This is a genomic window from Mucilaginibacter sp. P5_A4 (genome assembly GCF_056400605.1).
The window spans coordinates 33,995-51,553 of record NZ_JBFUKX010000026.1 but is presented as its reverse complement, the minus strand read 5'-3'; the positions used below and the strand labels follow the sequence as shown (position 1 = coordinate 51,553).

The window sequence follows — 17,559 nt, the reverse complement described above, 5'->3', positions numbered from 1 at the left end:
GTTATTGTTTTTGCTGATTGATCTTCACGAAGCGTTTTATCTGAGATTTAGCTTGCTTAAAGGTTAAGGTATTTATCATGCCCGTCTCGGGCGTTTTTTCTTTACTGAACCGTCCGGCTTTTCAACTTTCTGATAACCGGGCGATTCGAAACTGGGTTTAGGGGCAAACGGGGCCGGCTTATTCGCGGCTGCCCTTTTATCATCAGCTATCCTTACATTAATCTGCCTGTTTTCTATCTCCATCCCATCAAAAGCAGCTATTGCCCTATCCGCACTTGCCTGATCGGTCATATGTACAAAACCATAGCCTTTGCTTTCACCTGTATCTATATCTGTGACAATTTTCACCATTTCTACCTGACCTTCGGTCATAAATAACTCCAGCAGTGCGATTTCCTGCATGTTTCGTGGGATGCCCACAACAAATAACTTTACCATATTATAATTTTAGGCGTTTATCATATAAATCTACTTAAATAGCCGGGAATAGTATCCTGCCAACCAGAAATAATTAAACATAATAAACCATAAGTACCACGCTTGCCCCTGCGTTATGTTTAGTGAAAATTCATTAAAAAAACTCCCTGTATTATTTGTTCTTGTTCAGGTTTCAAAAAAATTCTCTGGCGGTATCATCCATCTCAAAAAACACTTGTTACCTATCATGCTGACACTAAACCGGGCTATAACCGTCACGCAATTGTTACAAAAATACATTTTCGTTCGCGTAAAGATAAGTAAAACACTAATTAGGGTACGATTTTAATAAATGTAGTTATTACACCGCTGCAAATCAGCTTGTTTTACACCGCAAACACCTATAATCAATAGTGTTGCTACCATTTGCCACCTCATTATACCCAATCACTAAAGTGGCGTTCGCACACACAAAAACAATCAATGTTTTGATGCCTATTGATTTTTACAATTTGATTCTATATACTTACAAAATCTATAGGTAAGCTCTCTGCTTACCATTGTGATAAGGTTTAGGTTTAAAGTCCCCGGCGGCGAGCGCTTAGGGGGCTTTTATTTTGATTATAGAAACCACGATGTAAACACCTGGTATTTTTTTTTCAAAAAATCCACTCTGCTGCCAGCAATAAAAGGTAATTTCGCTTCCTGTTTTCCAGGGATACTACTTATTAATTTATGTCTTCAGATCATTCTATTTTACCAGTCCAGGCAGACCTTGTTCAAATTATTTCCAAGTATATACTACTCCAGGAAAGCCGCAAAAACCTAAAAGGGCGCTGTCCTTTCCATAAGGACCTGGCAACCTCACTGATGGTTTCTCCTGAGAAAAATATTTTCCAGTGTTTTGGCTGCGGTAAGGGCGGAGGCCCTGTAGAATTCGTGATGGCAATAGAGAACAAAACACGGGAAGAAGCAATACAGCTGATCACGATGCAAAAAAACTAATTAAAACAGCAGCCGGCCTCTGTTTTAATTAGTTTTAAGTGTCTTTTTAAACTATAAAGCCATCATTACTAAACTTTGGTTAGTAATGATGGCTTTAACATATCGTTTGATAATTACCCTCAGGGAAACTTTACTGCGCTATATGATGACACATCGGTTTGGGAAATATTGGCATTGTATTGTTTATTAATAGCGCTGATAAATTGGTTAGCCACAACAGCATAGCCTCTTGGCGTTAAATGTACCCCATCCAGCGAAAAAATACCTCCACTAATATAGTTTGAACTTAAACTTATCCCATTAATAAGTAAACCGGATTGTTTTATGTTATTCAGGAAGGCAAAAGCGTCAAAAACAGCCAGGCCTTTGGCCGCAGCAACTGATTTAATGGTTGCGTTATAGGAGTTCACATAATCAAGGGTCATCGCGGCTTCATTTTGATCGAGCACATATTTATTATCAATGGGGGTATATGGAGTCAGGCCATACGGCAGGTTTCCGTATGGTGTCGATACGGTTTGCCCTATCATACTTGTTGGAAAAGAGAGTATAATAAGATCGGATGCTGTAGCCGCCCTTGGTGCATAGGTAGTGCCCGAAACAAGGGCATTAACATAAATCGCAGTAACAGCAGGATTAACCTTTTTAACCCCGGCCAAAATTGCATTTACAGTTTTGGTAGTAAAATAAGGCACCGATGTAACATCAGGTATGGTTGCTACTACGCCTTTTGCACCGCTTGCAGTAAGCTTGTTGATAAGCACATTATATAACTGCGCAAAGGTGCTTTTATCTGTCAGTACATCACCGGCGCCGCCAGAAGTAGCATATAGCAGCGCATCATTATAACCAAGCCAGTTGGAGAAAAAGGTAAAAGGTTTCGCGGTAACAAAATCAAGATAGGTTGTACTATTGGTTGGTGCGTTCCCGGGTAACAGGCGCTCAAAAAAACCATTAAGATTACCATATGGAGCATAGGCTATATGTAGTAATTTTATGCCCGATACGCCGTAATTATTGAGTTCGCCGGCATATTTGGTATATAAAGTAACATCGCCAAAACCAGGTACTGCCAAAACGCCCCTTACAGCAAGGTTTGTGGTAACAGCGGTAGTGATGGGCGTTCCATCAGCATTAAAGCCGCTGAGTTTTACGTAACCAGAACCGTTTGCCTGGTCGGCGGTAAAAAGTGGCTGGGTAAACGCCCCTCCACCTACAGTTAACATTTGTTTGGCAATTATGCCCGGATACGAGTTTAACTGCCCCTCACGATATAATCCGCCATCGGCATAACCCGCGGTTAATGAATTACCAATGGATATATATCGTGAAAAATCAGCATTTCCTTTGGATGGTTTAAAAGTATTAATCTCGGGCTTGCAGGCTGCAAGGCCTAATAATCCGAGGATAAAAAGGTAACGGTAGCTATATTGTTTAAAAGTCTTCATCTGTTTGTTGTTTAGGATTTACCAGTGATAAGCAAGAGAAATGCCCGGGATGTATACATCGGTTTTAAATGTGCCTGATAATTGCGACTGGATATTAGTTTGTGTCCGCGACATCAGGTGTTCATATTCAAAACTAAAGTCAATATCAATATGGCGGGTGGCGTGGTAGCCCAAACCTGTTGTTAAAAATACACGGTTGGCATCAGGTGCTTCGGGGGTAACATAACCATCACGAACGGCAGTGCTCGCATACCCCCCGCCGGCGCGGATATCAAATTTATTATTGGCCTTATACTGGCCGCCTGCCCTTAACGACACCGCGTTTTTGTAGTTACGCGGAGAATAAGTATCCTGTAATGCAGCAGTATTGGTTGTATAATTAAATGCCAGTTGCTTATAAACGCTCCAGTTAACGTAGTTAACATCAAAAGCAAGTATGAGCTTTTTGTTAGGATAGATACCGAAACCAAGAGATGTAGTTGCCGGTAAAGGTATGGAAGCACTAAAAGTATTAGGCTGAGGAAAGCTGGTTTTCAGGGAAGCGGGTACGGTAAAAATGGCATCCCCATTATTAATGGTGGTTTTTACTTTTGAGCGGTACGTTAAACCAACAGTAAAACATTCAGATGGTTTATAATAAACACCGGCGTTCCAGCCATATCCATTGCCTGCTCCTTTTAATTGGGCCTGCCCGTCCTGCCCGTTTTGATTTGATATCGGGATAGCCTGGGTTAAGTCAACAATACCCCGGTTGTACACAAAACCTGCGCCTATACTCAAATTTTTAGCTACTTTAACACTTAGGGTAGGTTGGAAATAGATTGCCTTAAGGTTCAAACTTTCCAGCGAATATTTCCCGGCCCAGTCGTGTCCCCAGTCGGTGAGCCCGCCAAAAGGGGTATAAACAGCCATTCCCAGTTTCCACCAGGACGATTTAGGGCCTACCGCGGCGTAAAAACTAAAAGGGGTGGCAATCTCGTTGGCAGTGTGATACTGGGTCGATGTACCATTTGGGTTGAAAACTGACTTAAATACAAGCGGACTTAATCCGGCCTGGATGTAGTTACCGGGCAGCATAACAACAGCCCCGGGATTAAAAAATACGGATGCTCCATCCTGCACCAAACCGGTGCCAGTGTGCCCCATTGCAATCTGTTTCTGGCCTTCCAGGTTAACCTGGAACCCTTGTGCAAACGCAAATACCGGTAATAACGCGAATGCGAAGAGTAATAATTTTCTCATAATTTAATTGGTATAATTTGCAGGCAGCGTTGGGATTGCTCCTGTTGTTAATTAAAAATTAAAATTACTGCGTAAAACAATGAAAAAAAGGGCTATAATGCGGAGATATTAGTCAAAAAGTCGGTTGTAGAACTTTTAGACCTTTTTAAGCTGTAAATGAAGAAAATAGGACAACTCAGTTTATCAAAGTTTGCGGATCTGTATGCAGACAAACTTATCGGCCCGGAGTTTTTTGTAACAGACGAAAAGCAATTATTAAGCTTAAGCGAATATCCTTACCGTTCCGATGGCTATATTATAGGCATCTGTACACGCGGAACCGCCCAGGTAGAGGTAAACCTGCAGGTTTACGATGCCAAACCCGATGCCATGCTGCTGGCTACACCTTTTCATGTATTGAGAATTTACCAAAGCAGCCCCGATTTTTTGTGCAGGTTTATTGTTTTTTCAAAAGCCTTCCTTACAGAAAACAATGTAAACAGCCATTTCCTTGAATCTTTCAGCTATTTTAAAAGTGCATCATTACCCGTAATATATCCCGAGCATCAGGATGCTAAAATGCTGCTCGAAATTTATGTACTGTTACAACAAAAGCTCGACAGGCAGGACCACCCTTACCGAATGGAGATCGCCAGGAGCATACTCATCACACTATTATATGAAGTAGGCTCTATTTATGAAAAGCAGCATGTAATAGTTAAAGGAAAACTAAACCGCAAGCAGGAATTGAATGTACTTTTCCAGGACCTGGTTTTTCATCACTATAAAGAACACCGCAACGTACAATATTACGCCGATGCCCTGTTTGTATCATCAAAACATCTTACAGAAACCATAAAAGATGTAACCGGCAGAACTGCAGGTGAATGGATAGATGATGCTGTAATTCTTGAAGCAAAAGTTTTATTAAGGAACCAGGAGATCAGCGTAGCTAATATAGCTTATGCCATTCATTTTCCAGACCAATCATCTTTTGGTAAATATTTCAAAAAGCAAACGGGTTTATCGCCTTCAGATTACCGGATGGCTATTCCACGCTAATTAAGGCTACGCTATAGCCACTATTTTTCTTTCCGACTTTTTGACTAATATCTCCGCATTGCCGCCCTTTTCGGCAGCGGGCATCGCCTTTAATTTTACCCCCGATTATTAAACCAGGTAGCACTTGCTATCAAAACATTATGGGGCCTTAATGGCCTGTAATTATTTACCAGTATAAAAACTTACAGACGCTATGAAAATATTAGTGTGCATTAGCCAGGCGCCGGATACCACAACCAAAATAATATTAAAAGATAATGATACCGCCATTGACGGCCAGGGCACTACCTATATACTTAACCCTTATGATGAATGGTATGCACTCATCCGCGCTATAGAGTTAAAAGAAAGTGGCCTTGCTGCCGAAGTCCATCTGATAACCGTTGGCAAGGCCGATGTAGAACCGGTAATGCGCAAGGCGCTTGCATTAGGAGGCGATGAAGCCATAAGGATTGACGCCGAAAGTAATGACCCGTACCAAACCGCTGTATATATTACTGATTATGCTAAAAGTGTTGGGTACGACCTGGTATTGTGCGGCAAGGAATCAATAGATTATAACAATGGCACTACAGGTGTTATGCTTGCCGAACTGCTCGACATGGAGTATATCGGTTTTGCAACAAGTATAAAAATTGAAGGTAGTGTTGCTATTGTAAACCGTGAAATTGAAGGCGGGGAAGAAACCGATAGCTGTAACCTCCCTCTTGTAATTTCATGCCAGAAAGGAGTGGCTGAAGCACGGATCCCCAATATGCGGGGCGTAATGGCCGCACGCACACGCCCTTTAAAGGTTGTTGTGCCCGCTTCTGTATCCCCTTTAACCGCGATACTATCTTATGAATTACCGCCCGCCAAAGCAGGTGTAAAATTAGTAAGCGCCGATGATATGGACGAACTGGTAGCATTGCTCCATACCGAAGCCAAAGCCATTTAAATATTAACTATTGGCATAACATCTAACTAAATTAAACCCATATGTCTGTAATTGTATTGGTAGAACATACCGAGGGAAATATAAAAAAGAAAAGTTTTGAAGCCGTGCAGTATGCCGCCCAAATAGCGCAGCAAACAGGCACTACTGTAACCGCTGTTGTTTTAGGGACCATTGCCGATGCGGAAATGGAAGCTTTAGGCAACTATGGGGCCGGTAAAGTAATCCATATTGCCGATAGTCGCCTTGATGAACTTCATGCAAGGGCTTATGCCACCGCTATGGTAAAAGTTGCACAGGCCGAAGATAGTAGGATCATTGTAGCTCTTTACGATATTAACGGCCGGGCGGTTGCTCCCAGGGTAGCCGCACAATTAAAAGCCGGTATGGTGGCAGGGGCACTCTCCTATCCTGATCAGCGCAAAGGTTTCGCGATAAAAAAATCTGTCTTCTCGGGCAAGGCATTTGCCTGGGTTAATATAGCGAGCGATATAAAAGTAATTATGCTGATGCCCAATACCTTCCCGTTAAATAAAACAGCCGGTAAAGCAACGGTTGAAAAACTGGATCTACATTTTAGCGAAAAGGATTTTGGAATAAAAATAACCGCTGTAAATAAGGTCACCGGGGAAATCCCCCTTGGTGATGCTACCCTTGTAGTTTCTGGCGGTCGTGGCATGAAGGGCCCCGAAAACTGGGGACTGATAGAAAATCTTGCCAAAGAACTTGGTGCTGCAACGGCATGTTCACGTCCTGTAGCCGATGCACATTGGCGCCCCCATCATGAGCATGTGGGTCAAACAGGCGGTTCAATCCGCCCCGATCTTTATATAGCCGTAGGCATATCAGGTGCAATACAGCACCTGGCAGGAGTTAATGGCTCAAAAACCATTGTTGTAATTAATTCAGATCCCGAGGCGCCATTTTTTAAAGCTGCCAACTATGGCGTTGTAGGCGATGCCCTCACGATTTTGCCAAAGCTGGCAGCATCGGTAAAAAAGTTTAAAGAACAACATCATTAATAATAGTATGCACGTTTTTTATGAAGGCCAGGTACTTTGGTCACAAATAGACGCTAACCAGCACATGAGACATTCGGCCTATGCCGATCTTGCCGCGCAGGCCAGGTTAAACATGCTCGAAAAAGTAGGCTTAAATCCCGTAAAGCTTTTTGGCTACAAGGTAGGCCCTGTGCTTTTCAGGGAAGAGCTTTTTTATTTACGCGAAATAGCGCTTGGCGATTACGTTACAGTAAGCTGTGAAATTACCCGCTCAAGAGCAGATGGATCGCGCTGGACCATCAAACACGAGTTGTATCGTAGCGATGGTATAAAAGCCGCCACGATTATCACAGACGGCGCATGGATTGACCTGGAAAAACGAAGATTAACCGTATTACCCGTTGAGTTGAGTAGCTTGTTTTTGGATTCGCCACGTAGCAGCGACTATGTTGAAGATTTTCCGAAATCTAAACAATAGCCAATCATCGCCCCTAACCATAAAATTATAAAATGAGTTTGAACAAAAACTTTGAAATGGCCGTTAAAGGAGGTAAAGAACTAACCAAACGCCCAGATAATGATACGCTGCTTAAATTATACAGTTTGTACAACCAGGCAACAGACGGAGACATAGACCCCAATACACCGGCGCCCGGCATGTTTGATTTTGTAAACAAGGCCAAATATGAGGCATGGAAAAGTTTAACAGGAATGTCGCCGGAGGCAGCGATGACCGGTTACATCAATATTATTGAGCAGCTGAAAGGCCCTCAATAAACTATAATAGAAATAACCGAAATTTTGACAAATGTTTCCGCCATATAACCCTTTATAATCCCTTACTAAATAGGATATTTGTTAATATAAACCAATTATAAATTATTCACCGTTCAGGCGGCTAAGTTTTTCCTTTTAAGATGCATTTGATTACTGCCTTAATACGCAGAGAATTTGATGCGGTGCTTTTTAGATCAATTTAATTGCATGTCCATAACCCTAAAAACAATGTCAGTCTGTAAAAAAAATCTCACCAGGTTAGTATTAATGATGCTCATGGTATCCGCGGGTTTTGTTACTAAAGCACAGAGCGAAAAAGACAAAATAGAGGGCTTATGGTATAATGATGTTAAAACTGCCAAAATACAGATAACCAAAGAAAAGGACGGCAAATTTTATGGCAAGGTTGTTTGGCTTAAAGAGCCCTTAAAAAATGGCAAACCTAAAGTTGATGAGCTAAACAGCGATGAAAAATTACGTACCAGGCCACGGCTTGGTCTGCCAGTATTAGCCGGTTTTGAAAAAGATGGCGATAACAAATATACCAACGGTACAATTTACGACCCAAACAATGGAAAAACGTATAGCTGCAAAATAACCTATAAAGGCCAAACCCTTGATATAAGGGGCTATATCGGAATTTCACTCTTCGGGCGTACTACAACCTGGGAAAAAGCAGAATAAAGTAATATAAAACACCTATCTACATTTTAAATACAAGCATAAATGAGTGTTAAACGAATTATAAAAAAAGTAGCCGTACTGGGTTCGGGTGTAATGGGTAGCCGCATAGCCTGCCATTTCGCAAACATAGGCCTGGAAGTGCTGCTATTGGATATTGTACCAAAAGATGCCGACGCTAAATCAAGAAACAAGCTGGTGAATGATGCGCTTACTGCAGCATTAAAATCAAACCCCTCTCCTGTTTATTCAAAAGCGTCGGCTAAAAATATTACAACCGGAAATTTTGACGACGATATGTCCAAAATTGCCGGTTGCGACTGGGTAATAGAAGTGGTTGTGGAGCGGCTTGATATTAAGCAAAAGGTATTTGAAAATGTAGAGAAATACCGTAAACCCGGTACGCTGATAACATCTAACACATCCGGCATCCCTATTCATTTAATGGCCGAAGGACGAAGCGAAGATTTTAAAAAACATTTTTGCGGCAGCCACTTCTTTAACCCGCCCCGGTATTTAAAACTGTTGGAGGTTATCCCAACAACTGACACCCTACCAGAAGTTATTGATTTTTTACTGCATTACGGCGAAAAATATTTAGGTAAAACAACCGTATTGGCAAAAGATACCCCCGCCTTTATTGGTAACCGTATTGGGGTCTTCAGTATCATGAGCATACTGCATTATGCAGATAAAACCGGGATCACGATTGAGGAAGTTGATAAACTTACCGGGCCGGTAATAGGCCATCCTAAATCGGCCACCTTCCGTACCAGTGATGTGGTAGGCCTTGATACAATGGTGCATGTGGCAAACGGTTTAAGCCAGGGTGTACCCAATGATGAAGCTAAAGACTTGTTCCAAATCCCCGGGTTTGTAACCAAAATGGTAGCAAACAATTGGCTGGGCAGCAAAAGCGGACAAGGTTTTTATAAAAAAGAAAAAGTGGATGGCGCCAACCAGTTTTATACACTCAACTTAAAAACCCTGGAATATGAACCTTCTAAAAAAGTAAAATTTCCGTCGCTTGAAACAACCAAAACGGTTGATAATTTAAAAGACCGGATGAAGATCCTGTTTACGGCTAAAGACAAAGCCGGTGATTTTTACCGCGCCATATTTCATCAGCTTTTTGCTTATTCCAGCAACCGCATTCCCGAAATTTCTGATGAGCTATATAAAATAGACGCTGCCATGAACGCCGGTTTTGGCTGGGAAATGGGGCCTTTTGAAAAATGGGATGCATTGGGAGTTGAAACCACCGTTAAAGCCATGGAGGCAGAAGGCAACAAACCCGCACAATGGGTTTACGATATGCTGCAAAGCGGTACAAAAAGTTTCTACAAAATACAGGATGGCAAGCGCTTATATTATGACATCAAATCCAAATCATACCAGGTGATTCCGGGTACCGAAGATTTTATCCTGCTGGACAATATCCGCGCGGCAAATACGATCTGGAAAAACAGCGGCACTACCATTACTGATCTTGGTGACGGCATTATTAACCTGGAATTCCATACCAAAATGAATACCATTGGCGGAGAGGTGATAGAAGGCATTAACAAAGCCATCACCCTTGCCGAGCAAAGCTATAAAGGATTGGTTATCTCCAACGAAGGAGCAAATTTCAGCGCCGGCGCCAATGTTGGGATGATATTTATGATGGCCGTTGAGCAGGAATTTGACGAGCTGAATATGGTGATCAAAGCATTTCAAAACACTATGATGCGGATTAGGTATTCATCCATCCCGGTTGTTGCAGCACCACACCAAATGGCACTTGGTGGCAGCTGCGAGCTGTGTTTACACGCCGATAAGGTAGTAGCACATGCCGAGCTTTATATGGGTTTGGTTGAATTTGGCGTTGGGCTTATCCCCGGCGGCGGCGGTACCAAAGAGTTTGCCCTGCGTTTAAGCGATGAATTACAGGATGGCGACATCGAACTAAATAATTTCCGCGACAGGTTCCTTACCATTGGCCAGGCAAAGGTATCTACCTCGGCACAGGAAGCTTTTGAGCTGGGTTATCTTAAAAAAGGCAGGGATATGGTAGTCGTATCCCGCAACAGGCTTTTATCCGAAGCAAAAAAACAGTGCCTGTTAATGGCTAATGAAGGTTATGTGCAACCGGTTCCGCGTAAAGATATCAGGGTTTTGGGCAAACAGGCGCTTGGTTTGGCCTACATAGGTGCCAACACCATGTTTAGTGGTAATTACATTAGTGAGCATGATGTAAAAATATCACAAAAGCTGGCCTATGTACTTGCCGGTGCAGATCTGTCGCAACCTACATTGGTAAGCGAAGAGTATTTATTGAACCTGGAACGCGAGGCATTTGTATCGCTGTGTACCGAACGCAAAACATTAGAACGCATACAATCCATTTTAACCGGCGGAAAAACATTAAGAAACTAATTTAAAAGACAACAAGATGAACGCATATATAGTAGCAGCTTACCGCAGTGCCGTTGGAAAAGCAACCCGTGGCGGTTTTAGGTTTACCCGACCGGACACCCTTGCTGCCGAAGTAATTAAGCAACTGGTGGCATCTGTACCCAATGTAGATAAAGACCAGATTGAAGATGTGATAGTTGGCAACGCTACGCCCGAAGCTGAGCAAGGTTTAAACGTAGGCCGCCTGATCTCCCTTATGGCGCTGAATACTGATAAAGTTCCCGGCATGACGGTGAACCGGTACTGCGCTTCCGGGTTGGAAACTATTGCTATCGCATCGGCAAAAATACACAGCGGTATAGCCGATTGTATTATAGCCGGCGGGGTAGAGAGCATGAGCCTGTTACCTATGGGCGGATGGCGCATTGTACCCAATGCAGATGTTGCCATTGCACATCCCGATTATTACTGGGGCATGGGATTAACCGCTGAAGCTGTTGCCAAAGAATATAATATTAATCGCGATGAGCAGGACCAGTTTGCCTATCAATCCCATCAAAAAGCCCTAAGTGCTATTGCAGGAGGAAAATTCAAGAATCAGATTGTTCCGGTTAATGTATCCGAAAATTATGTTGATGAACGCGGAAAAAGAAAAACAAGGTCATTTACGATAGATACAGATGAAGGTCCGCGTGCCGATACTTCCCTGGAAGCATTAGCTAAACTTAAACCCGTATTTGATGCCAGGGGGCTGGTAACTGCAGGTAATTCATCACAAACCAGCGATGGCGCCGCCTTCGTAATGGTAGTAAGTGAGCGTTTTATGAAAGCAAACAACCTAACCCCTATTGCGCGTTTGGTAAACTATGCTGTTGTTGGTGTTCCGCCGCGCATTATGGGAATTGGCCCCTTGTATGCTATTCCCGAAGTATTAAAAAAAGCAGGCATAAAACAAGATGAGATAGACCTTTTTGAACTGAACGAAGCCTTTGCATCGCAATCGCTGGCTGTAGTAAAGGGCCTGGGCTTAAATCCCGATATCGTGAATGTTAATGGCGGCGCCATAGCATTAGGTCACCCGTTGGGCTGCAGCGGTGCCAAACTTTCGGTACAGCTTTTTGATGAATTGAAACAAAGAGATAATAAATATGGCATGGTTACCATGTGCGTTGGTACAGGGCAAGGCGCGGCAGGAATATTTGAACTATTAAACTAAGATAAAAACATTTTAAACATACGATTATGAGCACATTAGCAGAAAACAAGCATTTAAAAGGTGGTGAATTCCTGGTAAAGGAAACAATTGCCGGGGATGTGTTTATTCCTGAAAACTGGGATGAGGAGCAGTTGATGATAGCACAAACCTGCCAGGACTTTGTAGAGCAAAAAGTTGTTCCGCTGCTGGATCGTATCGACACACAGGAAGAAGGGTTGATGGTGCGCTTAATTAATGAGGCCGGTGAGCTGGGGATCCTGGGTGTTTCCGTCCCTGAGGAATATGGCGGCTTTGGTAAAGATTTTACTACGGCTATGCTCATCAGCGAAAAAACAGGTCCTGGTGCGTCATTCTCCGTTGCAGCAATGGCCCATACGGGCATTGGCACATTGCCAATACTTTATTATGGTAATACTGAGCAAAAAAATAAATACGTCCCAAAACTGGCCACTGGTGAATGGAAAGGCGCCTATTGCCTTACCGAACCGGGTGCAGGTTCTGATGCCAATTCGGGCAAAACGCGCGCTACACTATCTGCCGATGGCAAGCATTACCTGATCAACGGGCAAAAAATGTGGATCACCAATGCAGGCTTTGCCGATGTGTTCACCGTTTTTGCTAAAATTGATAACGACGAAAACCTTAGCGCATTTATTGTTGAAAAAGGTTTTGAGGGCTTGTCGCTTAACCCCGAAGAGCACAAAATGGGTATTAAAGGTAGCTCAACCCGCCAGGTATTTTTTAATGATTGTAAGGTACCGGTTGAAAACCTGCTATCGGAACGGGGTAACGGTTTCAAAATAGCCGTAAATATCCTCAACCTGGGCCGTATAAAATTAGGAGGGGCAGCATTAGGGGCAGCAAAATCCGTAATTACAAATTCGGTGAAGTATGCAAATGAGCGCGAACAATTTGGCCATGCCATTGCGAAATATGGTGCCATCCGCTATAAATTAGGTGAGCAGGTTATCCGTGCTTACGCGGCCGAATCTGCTATGTACCGGGCAAGCCAAAACATTGAAGATGCCACACATAACTTACTTGAACATGGCATGGATGCATCTAAAGCCCGACTTAAAGGCATCGAGCTGTTTGCCATAGAAGCTGCTATTATAAAGGTGCATGCATCAGAAGCGCTGGATTATATAGTAGATGAAGGGGTACAGATCTATGGTGGCATGGGCTATAGCGCCGAAGGACCGATGGACAGGGCATATCGCGATAGCCGCATCAACCGGATCTTTGAGGGCACTAACGAAATCAACCGCATATTAACCGTGGATATGATCCTGAAGCGTGCCATGAAAGGCGAAATCGACCTGATGGGCCCTGCGCAGAATGTAATAGCCGAGTTAATGAGCATTCCTGATTTTAACAGTATTGAAGAAGACCTTTTCGCCAAAGAGAAAAAGTACGTATCAAACTTTAAAAAAGCTATTTTATTGGTAGCGGGTGCGGCAGTTCAAAAACTGATGACCAACCTGGCAAAAGAGCAGGAAGTTTTGATGAACCTTGCCGATATGGTTATTGAGACGTATGCAAGCGAATCTGTCCAGCTAAGAGTAGAAAAATTAGCCGGTCAGCGTGGCGAAGACGCCGTTAAAGATCAGATTGATATAATGCAGGTTTATATCAGGGATGCCGCGGATAAAATATTTAAAGCCGGTAAGGAAGCACTTAATGCATTTGCAGAAGGCGACGATCGCAGGATGATGATGACGGGGTTAAAACGCTTTACCAAAACAGAAGATATTAACACCACTGCAGCGCGCAGAAGAGTTGCTGCAAAACTGATTGAGCAAAATAAATATTGCTTCTAACAAAGCCTCATTTAATATTTTAAAACAGGGTATATGAAGAATGTAGCCAGATTATTTGATTGTATGGGCATCCAGGCTCAAAGCCCTAAAGCCGACCTGTTAAATGCCAAAGTAAACGGTGAATGGGTATCATACAGCACAGCCGAAGTGCATGAAAAAACTTACCAGTTAGCTATAGCGCTGCTGGAAATGGGCATATCGGCCGGTGATGGTACTACTATTGGCCGGAATAAAGTTGGTCTGATCAGCAATGGCAGGCCCGAATGGCTGATAGTTGATCTCGCGGTTCAATTAATCGGTGCCATATTGGTTCCTCTTTATCCTAATAGCAGCTTAAAGGAAATGGAGCAGATTTTAATTGAAGCAGAGGTTAAATGCATTTTTGTAAGTGATGCCGACCTTTGCGGCAAGGTAAATGCAATAATTGACCATGTTCCTTCTTTAAAATCTATTTTTTCTTTTAATGATTTAGAAAGCTGCAACAATTGGAAACAACTCCTTAAACCCATTGCTGATATTGACAGAGATAAGGTAAATGCAATAAGCGCCGGCATTAAGGAAGATGACGTAGCTACCATCATTTTTACATCAGGCACCACCGGCCGGCCCAAAGGGGTAATGCTTACCCACAAAAACATTGTAAGTAATGTTATCGGCTCGGCCGACGTGCTGAATCAAATCCCTTTAGAAAATAAACGCGCTTTAAGCTTTTTACCGCTTAACCATATTTTCGAGAAAATGTGTACCTATATCTATTTCTTTTACGGCTTCTCTATTTATTACGCCGAAAGTATGGATACTATAGGTATTAATATGAGGGAAGTAAAGCCATATATTTTTACAGCCGTACCCCGCCTGCTGGAAAAAGTATTTGAGAAGATCATTATTGAAGGGCAAAAGCTTACAGGTATAAAAAGAAAAATATTTTTATGGTCAATTGAAGTTGCCGAACAGTTTGAGCTTACAGGCAAAAGTCCATGGTATAATCTGCAATTAGCTATTGCAGATAAGCTTGTTTACAGTAAATGGCGTAAAGCTATTGGCGGTAATATAAAAGCAATAGTTGTGGGCAGCTCGGCATGCCCGGTTAGGATGGAGCGGATATTCACTGCCGCTAAAATGGTTATTTTGGAAGGCTATGGCCTTACTGAAACTTCGCCTGTAATTTCTGTTAACAAGTATGATCCTCATTTCAGGAAATTCGGCACAGTTGGGCAATTAATAAAAGATGTGCAGGTTACAATTGCCGACGATGGCGAAATATTAGCCAAAGGACCAGGTATAATGGCTGGTTATTACAAAAACCCCGAACTCACCGCCGAAGTGGTGGAAGACGGCTGGTTCCATACCGGGGATATTGGCGTACTGGATAAAGATGGTTTCCTGAAAATTACCGACAGGAAGAAAGAGATCTTTAAAACATCAGGCGGCAAATATGTTGCACCTGGCCCCATTGAAAACCGGATGAAAGAGAGTCCTTTTATTGAGCAAATGATGGTTATTGGTGCCGATAGGAAATTTACAACTGCCTTAATAGTACCCTCCTATCCTAATCTTAAATTATGGTGTACTCAACACAAGCTCAACCTGTCTTCAAACACCGAAATTGTAAATAATGCAGCTGTAACCGCACTATTTCAATCAATTATTGATTCATTAAATACAGAGTTTAACCATGTTGAACAGGTTAAAAAATTCACTTTGCTTCAGCACGAATGGACTATTGATGGCGGAGAACTAACCCCTACTGGCAAAATGAAGCGCCGCACTATTTTAGAAAAATATAACGAAGAAATAGAAAAAATGTATACCAGCGAGATTGGTAATCCAACGCTTTCACATTAATTTTTGCTCTTACATTCTCATAATCCGTGTAAATGAATACATTTCAGTTAATCATCCGGGATAAACTTGCAATCATCACTTTAAACAGGGGCCGCTCCAACCCGATAAATGCAGAAATGATCACAGAACTGATCACTGCAGTAAAGGATCTTGAAGCTGACGATAACATAGGCGGACTAATTATTACAGGCAAAGAGGGCTTTTTTTCTGCCGGGATCGACCTGATGGAAGTTTACAATTATAACGAAGAAGAGAGCAAAGACTTTTGGACCAGTTTTATGCTGATGCAGAAAGTTCTGGTAAACTTTAAAAAGCCATTTATAACGGCAATAACAGGGCATAGCCCTGCAGGCGGTTGCATTATAGCCTTATGTAGCGATTACCGGGTTATGGCAAGCGGCCAATACATTATTGGTTTAAATGAAATCCCGGTAGGCATCATTGTACCCGATACAGTATTTCACCTCTACGCATTCTGGTTAGGTAGCCGCAAGGCTTATCAGTACTTGTTGGAGGGTAAATTACTAACCGTTGACGATGCGGTTAAAGAGGGATTAATTGATGAAGTATGCGCGGCTGAGGATGTATTGGCTTCGGCGGAAAAAAAAGTGCGGGCATATATGAAATTGAATCCCGCTACCTGGAGCCAAAGTAAAATGAATTTCCGCAAGGAACTTTCTGAAAAACTACAGGGCGACAATAGCGCCGCTTTAAGCAGGATGCTGCAGCAATGGTGGGCACCAGAAACGCGCGCAACATTGAAAAAAATAATCGACAAACTAATGAACCCTGTAAAAAGCAAATAAATTATATGCAAGCTCCTGATAAGAATGATCCTTTGAACCAGACCGATGAGGATAACGGAATGCTCAAGGCCAATGCATTTAAAAATAAAACCATCATCATAACAGGTGGCGGTACGGGGCTTGGTAAAGCCATGGGCACCTACTTTTTAAAGTTAGGGGCCAATTTGGTAATTACCAGCCGTAAGCTTGATGTATTGCAACAAACAGCTCATGAAATGGAGGTCGAAACGGGGGGCAAGGTATTGGCCTTGGCCTGCGACGTGCGTAACTACGATGAAGTTGAAAGCATGCTAAACAAAACGATTGAAAGCTTTGGAAGTGTTAACGCCTTAGTAAACAATGCTGCAGGTAACTTCATATCCCCAACAGAACGGCTCTCTGCTAATGCATTTTCAACCATCATTGATATTGTGCTTAAGGGTTCTGTCAATTGTTCGCTGGCCCTGGGTAAGTATTGGATTAAAGAAAAAATGGCAGGAAATATCCTGAACATTATTACCACCTATGCCTTTACAGGTTCTGCTTATGTAGTGCCATCTGCCTGTGCAAAGGGTGGTGTACTGGCCATGACCCGGTCGTTAGCTGCGGAATGGGGAAGGCACCAGATACGTACCAATGCTATTGCGCCGGGTCCCTTCCCTACCAAAGGTGCATGGGAACGCTTGTTACCCGGTGAAATGGCCGAAAAATTTGATTTTAAAAACAGGGTACCGCTTAAAAGAGTGGGTAAGCACCAGGAAATTGCAAACCTTGCCGCTTATTTGATCTCAGATTTCGCTGGTTACATTAACGGCGATGTAATTACCATTGATGGCGGCGAATGGCTGCAGGGAGCCGGTCAGTTTAACGGCCTTGAGATGGTAAGCAATGATATGTGGGATGGCATTGAACAATTAACCAGGCACCCCAAAAGCAGTTAACCGGCCGAT

Annotated in this window: 16 protein-coding genes; 13 read left to right on the top strand and 3 right to left on the bottom strand. The window is 42.7% G+C overall.

Translation table 11 applies throughout. From position 1 onward, the window contains the following. Positions 1-75: 75 nt before the first annotated feature. Entirely contained in the window at positions 76-438 is a 363-nt protein-coding gene (locus AC1DQW_RS16185; protein ID WP_477455046.1) for an RNA recognition motif domain-containing protein, read from the bottom strand. Positions 439-1,152: 714 nt separating this feature from the next. On the opposite strand from AC1DQW_RS16185, the gene AC1DQW_RS16180 reads away from it, so the two are divergent. Further along, positions 1,153-1,422, top strand: a complete 270-nt coding sequence (locus AC1DQW_RS16180; protein WP_477406307.1) for a CHC2 zinc finger domain-containing protein — start codon at positions 1,153-1,155, stop codon at positions 1,420-1,422. Between the two features lie 119 nt (positions 1,423-1,541). Here the strand turns inward: AC1DQW_RS16180 and AC1DQW_RS16175 are convergent, their stop codons facing one another. Continuing rightward, positions 1,542-2,870 (bottom strand): SGNH/GDSL hydrolase family protein, encoded by a 1,329-nt coding sequence (locus tag AC1DQW_RS16175; RefSeq protein ID WP_477455045.1) that lies wholly within the window; start codon positions 2,868-2,870, stop codon positions 1,542-1,544. Positions 2,871-2,888: 18 nt separating this feature from the next. Further along, positions 2,889-4,112, bottom strand: a complete 1,224-nt coding sequence (locus tag AC1DQW_RS16170; RefSeq protein WP_477455044.1) for an OmpP1/FadL family transporter — start codon at positions 4,110-4,112, stop codon at positions 2,889-2,891. A gap of 156 nt (positions 4,113-4,268) precedes the next feature. On the opposite strand from AC1DQW_RS16170, the gene AC1DQW_RS16165 reads away from it, so the two are divergent. The 12 genes from AC1DQW_RS16165 (at position 4,269) to AC1DQW_RS16110 (ending at position 17,550) form a co-directional block, all read left to right on the top strand. After that, a complete protein-coding gene (locus tag AC1DQW_RS16165; RefSeq protein ID WP_477455043.1) occupies positions 4,269-5,153 on the top strand; it encodes a helix-turn-helix domain-containing protein in 885 nt (294 codons plus the stop codon). Between the two features lie 193 nt (positions 5,154-5,346). Next, on the top strand, positions 5,347-6,090 hold the full coding sequence (locus AC1DQW_RS16160; protein ID WP_477455042.1) for an electron transfer flavoprotein subunit beta/FixA family protein: 744 nt from the start codon (positions 5,347-5,349) through the stop codon (positions 6,088-6,090). Between the two features lie 41 nt (positions 6,091-6,131). Beyond that, positions 6,132-7,109: an electron transfer flavoprotein subunit alpha/FixB family protein gene (locus tag AC1DQW_RS16155; RefSeq protein WP_477455041.1), complete on the top strand. Its 978-nt coding sequence runs from the start codon at positions 6,132-6,134 to the stop codon at positions 7,107-7,109. Between the two features lie 7 nt (positions 7,110-7,116). Further along, positions 7,117-7,566 carry an acyl-CoA thioesterase gene (locus AC1DQW_RS16150; RefSeq protein WP_477455040.1) on the top strand — a complete coding sequence of 150 codons (450 nt, stop codon included), beginning with the start codon at positions 7,117-7,119 and terminating at the stop codon, positions 7,564-7,566. Between the two features lie 32 nt (positions 7,567-7,598). Beyond that, the gene (locus AC1DQW_RS16145; RefSeq protein WP_477455039.1) at positions 7,599-7,865 is read left to right on the top strand and encodes an acyl-CoA-binding protein; all 267 of its coding nucleotides are present in this window, start codon (positions 7,599-7,601) and stop codon (positions 7,863-7,865) included. 228 nt (positions 7,866-8,093) lie between these two features. Further along, positions 8,094-8,549: a DUF2147 domain-containing protein gene (locus tag AC1DQW_RS16140; protein WP_477455038.1), complete on the top strand. Its 456-nt coding sequence runs from the start codon at positions 8,094-8,096 to the stop codon at positions 8,547-8,549. Between the two features lie 42 nt (positions 8,550-8,591). After that, entirely contained in the window at positions 8,592-10,964 is a 2,373-nt protein-coding gene (locus AC1DQW_RS16135) for a 3-hydroxyacyl-CoA dehydrogenase NAD-binding domain-containing protein (RefSeq protein WP_477455037.1), read from the top strand. A gap of 16 nt (positions 10,965-10,980) precedes the next feature. Next, a complete protein-coding gene (locus tag AC1DQW_RS16130) occupies positions 10,981-12,159 on the top strand; it encodes an acetyl-CoA C-acyltransferase (RefSeq protein ID WP_477455036.1) in 1,179 nt (392 codons plus the stop codon). 26 nt (positions 12,160-12,185) lie between these two features. Next, on the top strand, positions 12,186-13,979 hold the full coding sequence (locus tag AC1DQW_RS16125; protein ID WP_477455035.1) for an acyl-CoA dehydrogenase family protein: 1,794 nt from the start codon (positions 12,186-12,188) through the stop codon (positions 13,977-13,979). 33 nt (positions 13,980-14,012) lie between these two features. Then, on the top strand, positions 14,013-15,824 hold the full coding sequence (locus AC1DQW_RS16120) for an AMP-dependent synthetase/ligase (protein WP_477455034.1): 1,812 nt from the start codon (positions 14,013-14,015) through the stop codon (positions 15,822-15,824). 32 nt (positions 15,825-15,856) lie between these two features. After that, a complete protein-coding gene (locus tag AC1DQW_RS16115; RefSeq protein WP_477455033.1) occupies positions 15,857-16,630 on the top strand; it encodes an enoyl-CoA hydratase/isomerase family protein in 774 nt (257 codons plus the stop codon). Between the two features lie 59 nt (positions 16,631-16,689). Continuing rightward, entirely contained in the window at positions 16,690-17,550 is an 861-nt protein-coding gene (locus AC1DQW_RS16110) for an SDR family oxidoreductase (protein ID WP_477455066.1), read from the top strand. The last annotated feature ends 9 nt before the right edge of the window (positions 17,551-17,559 follow it).